Annotated in this window: 12 protein-coding genes and 1 other annotated feature; of the genes, 3 read left to right on the top strand and 9 right to left on the bottom strand. The window is 38.8% G+C overall.

Annotated elements, in window-relative coordinates; genetic code table 11:
• Positions 1-100 precede the first annotated feature (100 nt).
• Positions 101-1294 (bottom strand): serine/threonine-protein kinase, encoded by a 1194-nt coding sequence (locus A5889_RS04105; protein ID WP_087641332.1) that lies wholly within the window; start codon positions 1292-1294, stop codon positions 101-103.
• Between the two features lie 124 nt (positions 1295-1418).
• On the opposite strand from A5889_RS04105, the gene A5889_RS04110 reads away from it, so the two are divergent.
• On the top strand, positions 1419-1847 hold the full coding sequence (locus A5889_RS04110) for a helix-turn-helix domain-containing protein (RefSeq protein WP_087641331.1): 429 nt from the start codon (positions 1419-1421) through the stop codon (positions 1845-1847).
• Between the two features lie 89 nt (positions 1848-1936).
• On the opposite strand, the gene nhaC is transcribed toward A5889_RS04110, so the two are convergent.
• The 3 genes from nhaC to tyrP all read right to left on the bottom strand — a co-directional run bounded on the left by nhaC (position 1937) and on the right by tyrP (position 6722).
• The gene (gene nhaC, locus A5889_RS04115; RefSeq protein ID WP_422389710.1) at positions 1937-3310 is read right to left on the bottom strand and encodes a Na+/H+ antiporter NhaC; all 1374 of its coding nucleotides are present in this window, start codon (positions 3308-3310) and stop codon (positions 1937-1939) included.
• Positions 3311-3396: 86 nt separating this feature from the next.
• Positions 3397-5250 carry a tyrosine decarboxylase gene (gene tdc, locus A5889_RS04120; RefSeq protein WP_087641329.1) on the bottom strand — a complete coding sequence of 618 codons (1854 nt, stop codon included), beginning with the start codon at positions 5248-5250 and terminating at the stop codon, positions 3397-3399.
• 68 nt (positions 5251-5318) lie between these two features.
• Positions 5319-6722: a tyrosine-tyramine antiporter gene (gene tyrP / locus A5889_RS04125; protein WP_087641328.1), complete on the bottom strand. Its 1404-nt coding sequence runs from the start codon at positions 6720-6722 to the stop codon at positions 5319-5321.
• Between the two features lie 365 nt (positions 6723-7087).
• Positions 7088-7290, top strand: a binding site (T-box leader).
• A gap of 51 nt (positions 7291-7341) precedes the next feature.
• On the opposite strand from tyrP, the gene tyrS reads away from it, so the two are divergent.
• Together tyrS and A5889_RS04135 are read left to right on the top strand one after the other, a co-directional pair.
• A complete protein-coding gene (gene tyrS, locus A5889_RS04130) occupies positions 7342-8610 on the top strand; it encodes a tyrosine--tRNA ligase (RefSeq protein ID WP_087641327.1) in 1269 nt (422 codons plus the stop codon).
• Between the two features lie 741 nt (positions 8611-9351).
• Complete coding sequence (locus A5889_RS04135; protein WP_087641326.1) at positions 9352-9666, top strand: YerC/YecD family TrpR-related protein; 315 nt, start codon at positions 9352-9354, stop codon at positions 9664-9666.
• Positions 9667-9790: 124 nt separating this feature from the next.
• Here A5889_RS04135 and lpdA read toward each other — a convergent pair whose 3' ends face one another.
• From lpdA to mgtA, 5 genes are all read right to left on the bottom strand, one after another.
• A complete protein-coding gene (lpdA, locus tag A5889_RS04140) occupies positions 9791-11197 on the bottom strand; it encodes a dihydrolipoyl dehydrogenase (RefSeq protein WP_087641325.1) in 1407 nt (468 codons plus the stop codon).
• 7 nt (positions 11198-11204) lie between these two features.
• Entirely contained in the window at positions 11205-12842 is a 1638-nt protein-coding gene (locus A5889_RS04145) for a dihydrolipoyllysine-residue acetyltransferase (RefSeq protein WP_087641324.1), read from the bottom strand.
• 123 nt (positions 12843-12965) lie between these two features.
• A complete protein-coding gene (locus A5889_RS04150; RefSeq protein WP_069661883.1) occupies positions 12966-13943 on the bottom strand; it encodes an alpha-ketoacid dehydrogenase subunit beta in 978 nt (325 codons plus the stop codon).
• A 2-nt stretch (positions 13944-13945) separates the two neighbouring features.
• Entirely contained in the window at positions 13946-15061 is a 1116-nt protein-coding gene (gene pdhA / locus A5889_RS04155; RefSeq protein WP_087641323.1) for a pyruvate dehydrogenase (acetyl-transferring) E1 component subunit alpha, read from the bottom strand.
• A gap of 561 nt (positions 15062-15622) precedes the next feature.
• Complete coding sequence (gene mgtA, locus A5889_RS04160) at positions 15623-18235, bottom strand: magnesium-translocating P-type ATPase (protein WP_087641322.1); 2613 nt, start codon at positions 18233-18235, stop codon at positions 15623-15625.
• Positions 18236-18706 lie beyond the last annotated feature (471 nt).

An 18706-nucleotide genomic window follows, 5' to 3' on the forward strand; every position in this document is an offset into this window, starting at 1 on the left:
CTTTTTGTCTCCTTTGTTATTTAGTCCGTTGATACATCTTGATCATACAGAATAGCCAAAGGAAAATCTTATGCCTTGAGCATAGTTAGAAATAATTATTTTATGGTACTCGCTGTTCACCACGAAGCAGTGAACAAAGTGCAAGCCAAAAAAGCCCCAGTAAGATATAGCCAAAAATTCTAACTATGCGTTTTTTTGACTTTAATAAAGGAAGTTTACTATGAAAATCCATAAAATTAGTAAATAAAAATACAGGAAGAACAAAATAGAGCAGATCTTCAACTACTAGCGCTGATCGACCAGTAGAACTTCCATTTCTACTAATATCTAACGGTAAACCTAGTCCAATGAATAAATAATAAATCACCGCAATCACTTTTTTCCATACAATATCCGTTCGAAATCCCGGCACATATTTTCTTACTATAGAAGAAGGATATGTTTCGGCAACTTTCTGTGGGTTATTTTGTTGCTGCTCTTTGTTCGCCGCATTTTTTGCAAGGATTTCTCTTATGCGATCTTCCTGACTCGCTTTATTTTCTACTTTTTCATCCGATAACTGATTGAATTTCAGTTTTTTCCACTGTTCTTCAACTTCCCACTTCATTTCTAAGGCTGATTGATAGCGATCGTTAGGATCTAGCTTAGTTGCTTTTAGAATCAATGGCCGTATAAATTTATTCGTGCTTAGGTGCTCTTTCGGATATTTTTTCGTAGCGCAAACATTCATCACAACCCCTACAGAATATAGATCACTGCGCCTATCTGATTCGGCAAAACCGAACTGCTCTGGAGAGGCGAAACCAACTGTTCCCAACTGGACAGTATCCGTTTCTTTTCCGCCGTCAAAAGTCCGAACCGCATCGAAGTCGATCAATTTCAGTACACCATCATTCGTCATCATGATATTTCCTGGCTTGACATCGCGATGGATGATCCCTTTGCTATGTAAGGCAATTAGCGCATCCAGCAATTCCAATGTCATTTTTAAGAGTGCTTCTATTTCGATCATTTCAGACCGCTGGATGATTTGCGTCAACGTCTTGCCATGAATAAATTCCTCATATAAAAAAAGCTTCCCATCTTCAACCAATACTTCTTGGATTTTTGGTAAATGGGTATGATCAAGTGCCTGAAGGGTGAGCAAATTTTCTTTTAGAAACAGCGGATAGCATTTTTTGACAAAGAATTCTTTTGTTTCCCTATTTCTGACCAGAACAGGACCATTGGGCTTGTCTGTCAAAGGCTCGATTTCTTTATATAAACTAACTCGTTCTTCTGTTACATTTTCCATCATCATTCTCCATTATTTGTTTGCTTGTTTCATTATAGCAAAGAAATCTTCTAAATGCGTTCTCACTTTGCCGAAATCGAGGTATAATAAAGAAAAAGATTTTAAGAACTGGGAGACTCACATCATGCAGGAAATAGATACAGAAAAACTGCTTCATTCGTTAAAGCAAGCAGAAAGTTTTCAAACGGCTCTTGCAAAAACATCACCACACACGATCGATCAAACAGCTAAAAAATTTCTAAACCAATGGCTTGAGGTCAAACAAACGACAAAAAGTGCCGTCTTAAAAAAAGCAGGGATCACTGAAGCTACAGGCTACCAGTACTTTGATGGCAAACGAAATCCTTCTAGAGAAAAAATGATCGCTTTAGCGATCGGTTTCTCCTTAACACTAGAAGAAACCAATGAATTATTGAAAAAAACTGGTCATGCTCAGCTCTACCCCAAACATCCTTGGGATGCGGTGGTCATCTACGGTCTCTCACATCGACTGACGATTTTAGAAATCGATGATTATTTATATGAGGCCGGACTTAAAACATTTGGTGAATAACTGATAAAAAGTACTTAGATTTAAGTAATGATCGACGTAAAAGAGACCAAAACAAAACTAAAAATCCGTTTTGTTTGGTCTCTTTTTAATTACTTTTTCTGACTCTTACTGTTTAACGCAATAAAGCAGGATAAAATTGGAAGTAAATAACAGAAAACAGCATAAGGTAAATACTCGATCGTCGAAATGCCTAATGTTCCTGAAATAAAAACACCACTTACCCCCCATGGAATCAACGGATTTACTACAGAGCCAGCATCATTCAAACCTCTTGATAGCGATGTAAGAGGAACCTTCTTTTCTTTAAATTTATTGATAAACGACTTTCCTGGTAAAATGATCGATAGATACTGCTCACCGATCAATACATTGATTCCAATAGAACTCAACATTGTAATCAATATCAGTTTTCGGCGAGAATCGATGGCTTTTTCAAACCGCTGCAGCAAACAATCGATGATTTCCATTTTCACTAATAATCCACCTAATGATAACGCTAAAATGATCAGTGAAACCGACCACATCATGCTCTGGATCCCTCCTCGGGTCAACAATTCATCCACCTGAATATTTCCCGTCTCAGAAACAAAACCATTTTGCAGCATCATAGCTGTTTCAACTAAAGATACATGCGGCGTTGTAAAAAACATCAGCAATAATGATGTTCCGATACTTGCTAATAAGGTAGGAATCGCTGGAATTTTTTTCCAGGCACAAATAAAGAGCAAAGCTAATGGAATCAGTGAAACAACAGAAATGTTGAAATGTTCATTCAATGTACTGACGATTTCATGAATACTATGACTATCCAGAGCACCATCATAGCGTAAACCTGTCACAAAAAAATAAATGGCAGATATCACAGCCGCTGGTAGTGCTGTTTTGTATGTATTTTTTAAATGATCAAATAAATCTACTTCAGCGATAGCTGCCGCTAGATTCACCGTATCTGAAAGTGGTGAAATCGAATTCCCTAAAAAAGCACCCGAAACAATCGCCCCTGCTGTCAACGCTGGATCAACACCGATCAAACTGCCCATCCCTAGAAAAGCAATGCCGATCGTTGAAACCGTCGTGAACGAACTGCCCACAGCTCCGCCTACGATACCGCAAACGAAAAAGACCGTCGGCACAAAATACTTCACAGACAGAAAAGAAAAACCTAAAACCATGATCGTTGGAATCGTTCCTCCTGCGATCCACACGCTGATCAAAGCACCGATCAAAATAAAAATCACGATTGGAATAATACCAGATGATACTCCTTCAACAAGCGCCTCATGAATAAAATCCCAAGAAAATTTCTTATAAACAGCAAACACCATCAAATAACCAATTGCAAGCAACAAAGCGACATGGGCAGGAATATTAAAACCAATAATACTAACTCCGATCATTACAACCAGTGTGATCAAAAGAAACGCTGCTTCATTAAAATTTACCCGATATTTTTTCATATACATTCCTCACATCTTATAAAGTCCTTCCAGCTGACAAAACAAGAAATGCCTGCGGCAAAAATTCGCCGCAGACTTTCTTTGATAAACGACTATTCTGCGTAGATCGCTTCTAATTTTTCTTGGATCGCTTGTTTGATTTTTACTGCATATTCATCAAACGTTTCTTTATCATTCATATATGGTGACATTGCAGCGGCGCGTAAAATCGTTACTTTATCTGCGCGTTCCCATTCAGCACGAGAGAAGCCTAGGCCGTTCACAAATTCAAACGGGCTGTTGCCATATTCTTCGATCGCAAAATCAGTATGTGACGTAATAAATTCATTATTGTATAATCCGCCTTTAGCATAAGAAGCGTAATCATAGAAATCGTGGTTCAATTTATTCATTTTCACAAGATCTGTATTGCCTTTTTCATTGAAGACATAATCCACCATATTAAAGTCTGGTTTTGTTAGGGCATGGATCTCAATTGTTTTATCGCCAACTTGGAACTCTAAGCCATCGATAAAATGATAGAAATGATACGCACCTTCAATACTTGCACCCATCAATTTACCGTAACCCGTTACGTTTAACGGCAATACTTTATGTGCAGTCCAAACAGCAGCAGCAGTTGCACCAGCTTTTGATCCTTCTAAAATATAAGCACCAAGCAACGCTGGGATATCTGCTCCTTTTTCAAAGACATATGTGGCAAAGTAAGAAATCACGTCACGCATGCGGATATCTTTGATCACAACACCACCAGCTGAATAAGGAATATAGCCCATTTTATGCGGATCGATCGTTACAGATTCTGCTTGTTCGATCGCTTTGAAAGAATCATAGATATCTTGTGTCAACCAATCATTCTTTTCTTGGAATATATTATGTTTGGCGTACACTTCATCAATTTTGTCCCATTCGATAAATTGATCATTTTCATCTAAGAAAATCGAACGACCATAACCGCCATAAGCTGCATCTACGTGGACATAGAAGTAGATTCCTTCTTGGGCTAACTTCTCACGTAACGCAATGATTTGATCGATACGGTCAACTTGTCCTTCTTCTGTGGAACCAACTACGCCTACTACGCCTAGTGTTGGGATTCCTTGCGCTGCTAGGTCACGAATTTGCGCTTCTAGTTTTTCGATGTCCATACGATATTCACTGTTCACTTCTCCAGCAATTACTTGATCTAAACCAATACCGATGATGTCAGCTGCTTTCAACCAAGAATAGTGTTTCGTTTGAGGGACGATCCATTTTCCTAATTTGTCTAAATTTTTACCGCTACGAGCTGAATGAGCTTTGATGTCATCCATTTTGTCTTGGAGTTTATCTAAGATATCCAGTACTTCAGTCGTTGGCATATTCAATAATTCCCAATCTGTTTTTCCAGCGACCATTTCTGGTGCCACAGCTTGGATCCCAAATGGCAATGATTTCATATTGCGGGCATACCATAAACCTTCTAAGTTTGCGATCGAACCATCTGCTGCGATATGTCCCCAGCCGTTTTGATAGCTCATCAAGCTGGCAAATTCCATTCCAACTTCTTCTTCCATTTGTGAAGTTGCTGGTGAAGATTCATACGCTACATTATTTCCATTCCAAAGCATCGCTGCTGAATAGGCGATAATCGAAGGCATTAATGTTTCAGCGTTCATATGCCCCCAGAAACGACCTGCTGAATGCCATGGTAATGATTCTGTACGTAAACGTGAAGACAAGGTATTGAAGACAGTCCGCATGTTGTCTGCTGTTTCTTGGAAGCTTTTAGAGCTTCTATCTTGGGGAGTGATGACAGGCATATCTTGCGGCATGTAGTTTTGTCTCCAGCCGATGTGCTCATCGATCATTTTATTCAATAATTCTTTGAATAGATCAACGTTTTCACCTTTGTCACCGATAAATAGTGCTTTTAAATTTGTATCATCTGTATTGAAATTTTTCATGAATATTTCCTCCAATAGTTTCAAAATAAGTCAGACTAATCAGCCTCTTGATAAACTGTTTATGCTGTTTACTTCGTTTTTTTCCATTCTGGTTTTTTTCTTTTATAAATGAGCAAAGCAATGCCGATCATGATCAATGTGGCAGCAACTTGGAAAATCACGTATGCAACATGACCGCTTTGGGGAACAGAGGTTGGTGGTATCAAACTGACCAACATTGTAACGATCACACTCACGACTGCCAATGAAGCCACAGCCCACATCAAACCATTGCCTTTACTTCCTAATCTAAACGGACGCTCAACAGACGGCATGCTGTAACGCAGTTTAACTGCGGATAAAGAAATCAATAGATAAACGACGCAATATAAAATCGTTGTGGTAATTGTAATAATCAAAAATGCTTCACTTATATCTGGTACGACAACATATAAGAATGAAACAAGAGAAATAACGATCGCTTGGATCATCACGAAAGTGATTGGAATTCCTTTTGCGTTACGTTTTTGGAAAAATGGCGGTAAGTTCCCTTCATCTGCCACTTTGATCATTGATTTACTTGGACCTAACACCCAGGCACTCAATTGAACTAACACACCGATCAAAATCATCAATGAAACAATATTATTAAAAATAGCAGGAATTCCCAGATCTTCTGTCATGATCACGAATGGTTGTGTAATATTGGCTAATTCCATTTGACCAGCTGGTACGCTGTCAGCAACACTTAAGCCAGCAACTAAATTAAACACCACAAGCAATAAAACAGATGCAATAACTGCGATAGGGTAATTCCGTTTAGGGTTATCGATATTGTTAGCATGAACTGATGAAATCTCAACACCAGCAAAAATAAAAATGATCCCTGTCAATGTTGGCAGACTTCCTAAATCACTAAAATCCGGTAATAGTTTTGCAGCTTCGAAATGACCTAAATAGCTGTCTTGATTGATTCCGTGTTTTGCCATGTACATCATTCCTAAAACAACTAAGGCTACGAATGGAATATAAACACCGATCACAGCACCCCAGTCACCAGCGATTTTGACCATATCAAATTTTAAATTCAATAATGTAATGCTCCAATAGGAAAGCAAAATCATAATGAAGATAAATAGATTGTTATGTCCTAAATCTGGACGATCGATGACATAGCCAAGCAACACACCGACGGTCGAAGCAACCATGACCATCCCAAAGAACATTTGAACCCATAATAGCCATGATGTAACAAAGCCCCATTTTTCACCGAATGCGTTGCGCACCCATACTTGAGGACCGCCTTCTTCCGGCCAGCCAGTTGACAATTCAGCTGAAATCAATGCAATCGGTAATGCAAAACAACAAGCCGCGATCAGCATATAAAAAATCTGTGCCCAGCCTGTTGAAGCTAATGTTGGAACACTACGAACTGTTCCAAAAAAGGCCATGGTAATTCCAATCAATCCAAATAATGACAATTTCTTATTCATGTTTGACCTCCTGATTAAATTTATTTGTTTGTTCCCACATGTGAAATCACATTCAAAGTATAGGTACCATAGAGACCCAAGTCAAAAAGAGCAGAATTAAAAAAAAAGCTCGTTATTTAACATTTTTATCTTCTGTTTGGCGCGTCAGCGCTTTACTACGTTAAAGTGTTTCTGAGCAAAAAAAGCAATTAGTCACCTCGTTTATTAAATTTGTCACAAATGATTTTTGCTTTAGTTCTTTTAAAAAAATCTAAATTAAAGTAATTTATACCAATATGAGAATCCTTTCATTTAAAAATAATAAAAGGAAACAAGTTGGATTTGACAAGTCGACCGATTTGTCGTAGAATTACCACAAAATAACATATCAAACTTTGATAAAGCGAAGTAGCAAAGATGTCCCTATTTCAGAGAGTCAGCATTTAGTGAGAGTTGGCATATACATTTTTTGTGAATTACACTTTTAGTTTCCTACCGTAAGTGGGCGTCTATCTACGATACAGATTCGAGAGGTATATGTTTTTACATATACAATTTGGGTGGTAACACGGCGAAGTTCGTCCCATAGGCTAATAGCCTATGGGGCGTTTTTTATTTATATAGGAAAGGATGAAGAAACATGACAAACATTATTGATGAATTAGAATGGCGCGGCGCCATCAACCAACAAACAGATAGCGAAGGTTTACGTGAGTACGTTGAAACCAACAGCATTTCACTATATTGCGGTGTGGACCCTACAGGAGACAGTATGCATATCGGACATTTGATTCCATTTATGATGCTAAAAAGATTCCAATCTTTTGGACACCACCCTTTTATTTTGATCGGTGGAGCTACTGGTACGATCGGAGATCCAAGCGGTCGAACAACAGAACGTCAATTACAAACAATGGAAACTGTTCAGCACAACGTCGATTCTTTGACACGCCAAATGGAAAAACTGTTTGCCGTTGATACAGACAACACATTGACTTTGGTAAACAACTACGACTGGACGCACAATTTAACACTTTTAGATTTCTTGAGAGATTTTGGTAAGTTTTTCAATATCAACACTATGCTTGCTAAAGATATCGTAGCAAGTCGTTTAGAAACAGGAATCTCATTTACAGAGTTCACATACCAAATCCTACAATCAATGGACTTTTTACACCTATTCCAAAATAATAATGTACGCATGCAAATCGGTGGTGCCGATCAATGGGGCAATATCACTGCTGGATTAGACTTGATTCGTAAAAAAGAAGGTGCAGATGCGAAAGCTTTTGGTTTAACGATTCCATTGATGCTAAAAGCAGACGGTACAAAATTCGGGAAAACGGCCGGCGGTGCGGTTTGGCTCGATCCAGAAAAAACAACACCTTACGAATTCTACCAATTCTGGGTCAATCAAGATGACCGTGATGTCATCAAATACCTAAAATTCTTTACCTTCTTAACAAAAGAAGAAATCGAAGCGCTAGAAGTCAAAGTAGAAACAGAACCGCATTTACGTGAAGCACAACGTGTATTAGCAGCGGAAATGACAAAATTTGTGCATAGTGAAGAAGATTTAAACGATGCGTTAGCTATTTCAGAAGCCTTATTCTCTGGTAACGTTAAAAACTTAACATCAAAACAAATCGAAGAAGGATTCAAAAATATGCCGACAGTCGAAACCGATGCTATCAATCAAAATATTGTTGATTGGCTGATCGAATTAGGGATCGAACCTTCAAAACGCCAAGCACGTGAAGATGTAACAAATGGCGCCATTTCAATCAACGGTGATCGGATCCATGAGGTAGACTTTGAAGTGACAGCCGATCAATCATTCGATGGGAAATTCATCATTGTTCGAAAAGGCAAAAAACAATACACTTTGGTAAAATTAGGCACAAAATAATCGCTACAACAACTTAAAAAAGCACGAAACAAGACTAAAAACTCTTGTTTCGTGCTTTTTTCTCTTGGTACTGGACAAAAGAAAAAAAAGTTTTATAATAGGAAAATGGTTGCGATATTTATAACGCATGATTTATGAATATGAAGTTCAATAGTCAATTTGTTCCGCTTTTGCTGAGAATCACAGAGAATGAAATGAACTGATGTTGAACAGTACAAGACTTTCAAAGAAAGTGTTGACCATTTATGTTATCTAGCTACATGAGCCAGTCTCTCGAGAAAAAGATAAAACCTGAATGAGGCAAAAAGCGCCTCAGTCATGTTTTCCTATTTTCTTGTCGAGACTAAATGGGCTCATTCCGCTTTTAATGTTATCCAGCTGCACAAATCAATCCTTAGGAAAATAGATAAATTGTCAGTGAGACAAAAACGTCTCAATGTCAATTTCCTAATTTTCTACAGGATCAAACGATTTGTTCCGCTTTTAGTGTTATCCAGCTGCACAAATCAATCCTTAGGAAAATAGATAAATTATCAGTGAGACAAAAAGCGACTCCATGTCAATTTCCTAATTTTCTACAGGATCAAACGATTTGTTCCGCTTTTAGTGTTATCCAGCTGCACAAATCAATCCTTAGGAAAATAGATAAATTGTCAGTGAGACAAAAACGTCTCAATGTCAATTTCCTAATTTTCTACAGGATTAAACGATTTGTTCCGCTTTTAAATTTAGGAGGGACTTATGAAAATCGATAAAATTCAAGACGGTCATGGTGATGAGTTTTTCCGTTCTCTACTTGCGTTAGAAACTTTAGAGGATTGTTATAATTATTTTGATGATTTGATGACATTGAAAGAACTTGATTCAATGATCCAGCGTTTTGAAGTGGCAAAGCTGCTTCTATTGAATAAAACGTATACCGATATCGCAGAAGCAACTGGCAGCAGTACCACGACGATTTCTAGAGTAAAACGAATTTTAGATGAAGGAAACGGTGGCTTACTGGAGATGGTTCATAGAATCGATGAAGAGGACGATAGCGAGCTTCATCACTAGATCAGATAATCTTTCCCCTGAAACGTAATGATACTCTTAAATTACTTTTTAGGGTCTTTTATTTAAAAGCAAAACAAAAGACCGAGCCTGGCCAGCTCGGTCTTTCTTTGTGTGACAATCTATGCTAAATATGAATTGGCAAACCTAAAGCCAACTCAGAAGCATCCATAGTAATTTCCCCTAAAGATGGGTGTGGATGGATCGTTAATGCGATATCTTCTGCATTCATGCCAGATTCAACAGCTAATGATAATTCAGAAATCATATCACTTGCGCCAACTCCGCCAATTTGTGCTCCGATAATTACATTATCTTCATTTGTCGTAACTAAACGAACAAATCCTTCTGTTTTACCTAAAGAAATCGCACGTCCATTACCAGCAAATGGGAATTTGTAAGCAGTTGCTTCTAAGCCCGCTTCTTTTGCTTCAGCAATCGTCATACCAACGCTTGCTAATTCAGGATCAGTAAAGGCTACAGCAGGCATTGCTTTGTAGTCAACTTCTACTTTTTTACCAGAGATCGCTTCAGCAGCAATTTTCGCTTCATAGCTTGCTTTATGGGCAAGAGCAGCGCCTGGTACGATATCTCCGATCGCAAAAATGTTTGAGACATTTGTTCTGCCTTGTTTGTCTACAGGAACTAAACCGCGTTCGCCAACTTCAACGCCCGCTTGTTCAAGACCAAGATCATCTGTATTTGGACGACGTCCAACTGTTACCATTACGTAATCAGCAGTTACAGATTCTTCTTTACCGTCTACTTCATATTTAACAGTCACGCTGTCGCCGTTGTCGATCGCTTCTTTAGCCATCGCTTTTGTGACAACTGTAACGTTTTTCTTCTTGAAGTCATCCGTCACAAGTTTAACCATATCTTTTTCATAGGTTGGTAAAATCGAAGGACTGCCTTCTAAGATCGTTACTTCAGAACCTAGGTTAGCATATGCTCCGCCAAGTTCTGCACCGATGACTCCGCCGCCGATGATCACGAATTTTTTAGGAACTTCTTTCAAGTTCAATCCGCCAGTAGAATCTAAGACACGTCCGCCAAATTTAAATCCTGGGATTTCGATTGGACGAGAACCTGTTGCCACGATCGCATTGTTGAAGGAATAAGTTTGCGCTGAATCTGGATGGATCACACGTAAAGTGTTTTCATCAACGAAAAATGCTTCTCCTTCAATGATCTCTACTTTATGTTTTTTAAGCAGCATGCCTACGCCGCCAGTAAGTGTTTTAACGACTTTGTTGTCTTTCCACTCTTGTGTTTTTGTAAAGTCTAGTTCAACATCTTTCGTTGTTACACCAAACATTGTTGAATCTAATGATTCTTGATAGTGATGTCCTGCTGCGATCAATGCTTTAGAAGGAATACATCCAACGTTCAAACATACACCGCCGATAAACTCACGTTCAATGATCGCAACTTTTTGACCCATTTCAGCAGCACGAATCGCTGCAACATATCCTCCAGGGCCTGAACCAATTACGACTGTATCTAATTCAATGGCGAAATCTCCTACTACCATCTGATAATCATCCTTCCATTAATAGTAATTCTGGATCAGCTAATAAACGCTTGATGTTGTTCATTGCTTTTTGAGCAGTTGCTCCGTCAACAATACGGTGGTCAAAGCTTAATGAAAGTTTCATTACACGACCAACTACGATTTCTCCATCTGCATTTACAACTGGTTGTTGTGCGATCGTACCTACACCTAAAATAGCTACTTCAGGGTAGTTGATAACTGGTGTGAACCAGCCGCCGCCAACAGAACCAATATTACTGATCGTGATAGAACCATCACGCATATCTTGAGCCGTTAATTTACCGTCGATCGCTAATGCAGCTTTTTCATTGATTTCATCGGCAATTGCGAACATGCTCTTCGTATTCGCATTTTTAACGTTTGGTACATATAAACCATGATCAGTATCTGTTGCGATACCGATGTTATAGTAGTTTTTATAAACGATTTCTTGTGCTGCATCGTCAATAGATGCATTCAAGATCGGGAATTTTTGAACAGTTGCTGTCAATGCTTTTACAACGTATGGTAAGAATGTTAATTTCGTACCGTTAGCTGCTGCCACATCTTTGAATTTCTTACGGTGATCCCATAATTTAGACACTTCAACTTCATCATGTAAAGTAACGTGTGGTGCAGTGTGTTTGCTGTTTACCATCGCTTTTGCAATTGCTTTACGTGTTGGAGTCATTTTTTCGCGTGTTTCAGCTTCACCTAGGTCAGAAACAAATGGTTTAGCTGGTGCTTTTGGAGCTGCTGTTTCAGTTGCTGCTGGTGCTGATACAGTTTTTTCAGCTTGTGCAGGAGCTGCTGCTTGTCCGCCGCCTGAAATGAAGGCTTCGATATCTGCTTTTGTTACACGACCGCCTTTTCCAGTTGGTGCAACTTGTGTGATATCAACATCTTTTTCACGAGCAAACTGACGTACAGATGGCATAGCCAAGACGCGTTTATTAGGATCTGCTGCTGCCACAACACCTGTTGATGCTGCTGGTGCAGGTGCTGCTTGTTCTGTTTGAGCAGGTGCACTTGCTGCAGAAGCAGATGCACTTGGTGCTGAATTATGTCCTGGTGCATCGATTTCGATCAAGACATCTCCAACGTTTGCTACAGTTCCTTCTGGTACAACGATATTTTTAACTGTCCCAGTCACAGGTGATGGGATTTCTTCTACTGATTTGTCATTTTGAACTTCCAATAAAGTATCATCTTCGTTGATTGTATCACCTGATTTAACGAACCATTTTACGATTTCGCCTTCTGCGATACCTTCACCGATATCCGGTAATTTAAATTGGAATACGCCGCCATTGTCAGCTGCAGATGCTTCTGGAGTCGCTGCTGGTTGTGCAGGAGTTTGTTCTTGAGCTGGAGCTGCTGCAGGTGCTGCATCATTTTCTGGATGTCCTGGTGCATCGATTTCGATCAAAACATCTCCAACATTTGCTACAGTTCCTTCTGGTACAACGATTGCTTTTACTGTTCCTGTTACTGGTGATGGAATTTCTTCTACTGATTTATCGTTTTGAACTTCTAATAGTGTATCGTCTTCATTGATGGTATCTCCTGCTTTAACGAACCATTTTACGATTTCGCCTTCTGCAATACCTTCACCAATATCTGGTAATTTAAATTGATAAGCCATTTTTTAAGCCTTCCCTTCCTTTGATCGTATAAATTGAGAAAAACAACGCTGAATTTTCACATAATGAAGCCATCACGTGAAAATTCAGGTTTGCCGCTTAGAGCAGCTTTATACAGTTTCTAATTAAAATTCTGCGATTTCTCTCGCTTTCGCTTCGATATCTTTAGCATTTGGCAACCAAATGTTTTCAGCTTGTCCAAATGGGAAGATAGTATCTGGTGCAGATACACGGCCAATTGGCGCTTCCAATGATAAGACTGCACGTTCAGAAATTTCAGAAACAACCATAGCGCCAACGCCAGCTTGTTTTTGTGCTTCTTGAACAACAACTACGCGACCAGTTTTTTCAACTGATTTGATGATTGTTTCAACATCTAAAGGAGCCACAGTACGCAAGTCAATGATTTCAGCAGAAATATTGTCTTTTGCTAAGTTGTCAGCTGCTTTGATCGCTTCACGAACCATTGCACCGTAAGTGATGATCGATACGTCTGTACCTTCACGAGTGACAGCCGCTTTATCTAAAGGAACTTCATATGCTTCATCCGGCACTTCCTCACGGAATGAACGGTAAAGTTTCATGTGTTCTAAATAAACAACTGGATCGTTACTTCTAATAGAAGAAATCAATAATCCTTTTGCATCGTATGGATTTGATGGAATAACGACACGGATACCTGGAGATTGAGCGATCAATCCTTCTAAGTTATCTGAGTGAAGTTCTGGTGTATGAACGCCTCCACCAAATGGTGCACGGACAGTGATAGGCATGTTACGAGTACCACCCATACGGTAACGTGTACGAGCCATTTGACCAACGATTTCGTCAAATACTTCAAATACGAATCCAAAGAATTGGATTTCAGGAACTGGACGATAGCCTTCTAAAGCTAAACCAAATGCTAAACCGCCGATTCCAGATTCTGCTAAAGGAGTATCGAAAACACGGTCTTCGCCAAATTTTTCTTGTAATCCTTCAGTTGCACGGAAAACTCCGCCGTTTTTACCAACGTCTTCACCGAAGACTAGTACGTTTTCGTCTTTCTCTATTTCAAGAGCTAAGGCATCTGTAATTGCTTGGATCATTGTTTTTTGTGCCATGATTATTTCGACTCCTTCGCTTCGTAGAATGCAATTTGTTCTTTAATGTTTTGTGGTTGAACTTCAAACATATTTTTCAAGAAATCAGATACTTTTTGTTTTGGAACTTTATCTGCTTCTGCAATCGCTACTTTGATTTCTTCTTTTGTTTTTTCGATTACTTCGTTTTCTTTTTCTTCAGACCATAGACCTTTGTCTTCTAGATATTTACGGAAACGGATCAATGGATCTTTTTGTACCCATTCGTCATCCATGTCTTTTGAACGGTAACGAGTTGGATCGTCTCCTGATAATGTATGTGGACCATAACGGTAAGTTAATGTTTCGATCAGAACAGGACCATTACCTGCTGCAGACCATTCACGAGCCTCTTTAGCGATCGCATAAACTGCTAATGGGTCCATTCCGTCTACTTGAATACCAGGAATTCCTGCTGCAACTGCTTTTTGGGCTAATGTTTTAGCTGCTGTTTGTTTTTCACGCGGTGTTGAAATCGCAAAACCATTGTTTTGGATGATGAAAACGCCGTTTGCGTGATAAGCACCTGCAAAGTTGATTGCTTCATAGAAGTCACCTTGAGAAGAACCGCCGTCACCAGTATAAGTGAAGACAACGTTTTTCTTGCCGCGTTTTTTCATACCTAAAGCCACACCGGCAGCTTGGATGTATTGTGCGCCAATGATGATTTGCGGTGGTAAAGCGTTCAATTCAGGAGCGTAGTGGTTACCCGCTACGTGTCCACGAGACCAAAGGAAAGCTTCTGCCAATGGTAATCCATGTTGAACCAATTGAGGTACATCACGGTAACCTGGTAATAGGTAATCTTCTTTTTCCATTGCAAATTGACTTGCCAACTGACTTGCTTCTTGTCCAGCAGTTGGAGCGAAGAATCCTAAACGTCCTTGACGGTTCAATGCAGTTGAACGTTGGTCTAATACACGTGACCAAACCATGCGAGTCATTAATTCTACTAGTTCGTCATCTGATAAATCCGGTACAGCATCTTTGTTTACGATTTTCCCATCTTTATCTAAAACTTGAAATGTTGGGAAATCTGCGTCGACTTTTTCCATTAGTGCGTTAAAGTCAATAGGTTTTTGTTTCTTTGCCTTTGCCATTTTGTCACACAATCCTCTCTGTTACGTTTCTTTTTTTCGACCAAAAATAAAACAGCATCTGAAACTGTATTACTTTTTATCGACTACACTTACAAATTATCACTAATCGATCAAAAGCGCAAGTAAAAAGTTAGTATTTGTCAAAATTTCACAAAAATACCGAAAACCTTTCATATCAAAGGTTAGTGAGAAAAATCACAAACAAGAAACCGTTTTACAAAAAGCTCTTAGAATCATATCTTTTGACAAAGCGCTGTTATAGTCAGCGTATAGATTGTTATGCTACAGATAAAATGCACGTCAGAAATTATTCACCAAAATTTCCTTAAACGGAAAAAAAAGAAGCTTGGAGAAACAAAATCTGTTTCTCCAAGCTTCTTCAAAAAACGAATATTTTATATTTTTAACTCTTAATTCTGGAAATTTCACGAATATCTGGAATATCCTTCTGGAAATCCTTCGTTATTAGAGCACAAAATTTATTTATGAGCAACTTTGTACTTTGGGTGAATCCTTGTGTAAAACGTTCCACTCAAAAATAGAAACAAACGCATTTATTTTTTAGATCCACTCTTTTGTCAAATGAATATAGATACGTTTGGCAATTTCTACAGTGATCAAGTATAGTACAATGATCAAAATAAACCAGCCCCAGTAATTAGCTGGAAGTTTCACAAAGTCAAAAACGTCCCGAATCGGTGTCAAAACGATCACAAAGCCCATAAGAACTGCGCCTAAGCTTGAAAGGATCACAGCAGGTGATGCCATACTTTGAATAAATGGTAACTTTCTTGTCCGAACCATTTGAACGACAAGTGTTTGACTGACTAATCCAACAACAAACCATCCTGTTTGGAACAAGTGCTGTGTGCCAATGCTATTAGCACTAAAGACAAACCACATAACTACATACGTCATAATATCGAAAATACTGCTGACAGGGCCTATGCATAAGGTGAATTTCATCAAACCGTTTGTTTCCCATTTAACAGGTTTCAATAAATCTTCTTCATCTACGTTGTCCCATGGGATCGCAAGTTGCGCAATGTCATAGATCAAATTTTGAATCAATAGTTGAATAGATACCATTGGTAAAAATGGTAAAAAGGCGCTAGCGATCAAAATAGAAAAGACATTCCCAAAATTGGAACTGATCGTAATTTTGATATACTTCATCATATTACTGAAAACTTTCCGGCCTTCAATGACTCCATTTTCTAATACATTTAAACTTTTTTCTAGTAAAATGATCGAACTTGCATCTTTGGTAATATCCGCAGCTGTATCAACAGAAATACCTACATCGGCTTTACGTAATGCTGGGGCGTCATTGATGCCGTCTCCCATAAATCCTACCGTATGACCATTTCCTTGCAGAGTTTCGATGATTCTTGATTTTTGCATCGGATTTAATTTAGCAAACAAATTCGTTTTTTCTACTTCTTCTTTCATTTGCTCATCAGACATATTGTCGATTTCAGAGCCGAGCACAACGTGAGAGACTTCGATCCCAACGTCCCGACAGACCTTTTTTGCAACGATATCATTGTCACCAGTCAATACTTTTACATTGACACCATGCTCATGTAAAGACTTGATGGCTGTGATCGCAGATTCTTTGGCAGGATCTAAAAAGCCCATGAATCCAATCAAAGTCATTCCTTGCTCATCCTCTACACTATAAACTGCTTCACTGTGAACATCCATTTTCACAGCAACGGCTAATGCACGCATCCCCTGTTCATTCATGCGGATATTTACTTCACGCATTCTCTCTTGCAGTTCTGGTGTCAATGGAACGATTTCTCCGTTGATTTCAGCATGTGTACAAACAGATTCCATTTCTTCCACAGCGCCTTTAGTGATCATAAATTGATGCCCATCTGCATTTACTACAACAGTCAAACGACGGCGAGAAAAATCAAACGGAATCTCATCTAACTTCGTCACTTTTTTATAAGGACTTTCTACTTTATTTTCTTCGTAAAAATTGATTACCGCAATGTCCATTAAATTTTTCCAGCCAGTTTGATAGTGAGAATTCAAAAAAGCCATATCCAACACTTGATTATTGATCTCACCCAGCGGATCTAAATGCTGAACCAACACGACACGATCTTCTGTGATCGTCCCTGTCTTATCTGTACATAAAACATCCATGCTGCCTAGGTTTTGAATAGACGGTAGTTCTTTTACGATGACTTTATGTTTTGATAAGCTTAATGCACCTTTGGCTAAATTACTGGTGACGATCATCGGCAGCATTTCAGGAGTTAACCCCACGGCAACCGCGATAGCAAAGAAGAACGCATCGCCCCATTCGCCTTTAGTTAAACCATTGATCAAAAATACTACTGGAAATAAGACCATGACCATTCGTAATAAAAACTTGCTGACTTTTGTCAATCCAATATCAAAAGATGTTTTACCACGTTGTGTAGTCGCATTCTTAGCAATATCCCCAAAAAAAGTATTTTGGCCTGTTTTTAAAATAATTGCTTTTCCTTGGCCGCTCAATACATCGGTTCCCATAAATATTAAGTCCTGCATATCCAGCGCGGAAACAGTATCAGAGTTTTTATCGATTCCTGCATCAACAAATTTTTCCACCGGCATCGACTCACCTGTCAGTGAGGATTGATTGATAAATAGATCCTTTGTCCAAATCAACACAGCATCTGCCGGAATCATATCACCTGTTGCTAACGTCACGATATCTCCCGGTACTACTTCATCCATCGGAATTTCTTTCGTTTGTCCTTCACGTGTTACAGCTGTTGTATTCTCTATTAGTTCTTTTAAATTCAAGCTAGCTTTTTGAGAACGATATTCTTGAATAAATGCAATAATCACACTGGCTAAGATCATGATCCCCATAACGATTGCTGCTTCAAAATCCTTTGTTGCGGTTGAAACCACCATCAACAATGCTAATACATAAACAAATGGATCCTTAAACGCTTCTAAAAACATAATAATTGCTGGCGTTGGCTTTTGAGCAGAGACTTCATTTGGTCCGTATTCTTCTAATCGATTTTTAGCATCTTCTTCAGATAAACCATTTTGTGATGTACGAAGCTCCATCATCAATTCCCGCTCGGATAACATAGCTAATTTTCTTAGTTCTTGATCTTTCGTTACTTTTTTCATTTCTGCTAATTTTTTGTTCATCATTTCCTTTTTCCTCCTCTAACGTAAGGGGTACTCTTTCTATTATTCTAAAATAGAAAATTTTGCCCGCTTCACCTTTTTAGAAAGTGGAAGGAATAGTTCTGCTTGATTCCATCGTTTCTAAGATGAAGGCTACACTTATTTTATTACGCGAATGACTGGGGTCTTCCATGTGACTCTTCCTCTCTTTTAAGTTTTTTTAGATAAAACGATGGAACTTTTTAAATAATTGTTGAGGTGATTGATCAGTTCTGATTTTCTATTAGCTCGATTGGTTCTTTTTTGATGGAACCTTTTTGCTTTTATTTTCATCATCTGCTCTGTGTGTTTGGCAGGCAATCGTAGGGATTCAATCGATTACTTGTTGGTTTCTCTTTGCGGAACTTCGCTCCCTTTGCACGCCTTGGATTTTTCATCCCTTGCTTTGTCTGCTCCGCAGCCATGTGTGGTGCTTTGACCATTTAATTTCTTGGC

Origin of the sequence: Enterococcus sp. 9D6_DIV0238 (assembly GCF_002174455.2) — a bacterium.
GTDB classification, from domain to species: Bacteria; Bacillota; Bacilli; order Lactobacillales; family Enterococcaceae; genus Enterococcus_L; species Enterococcus_L dunnyi.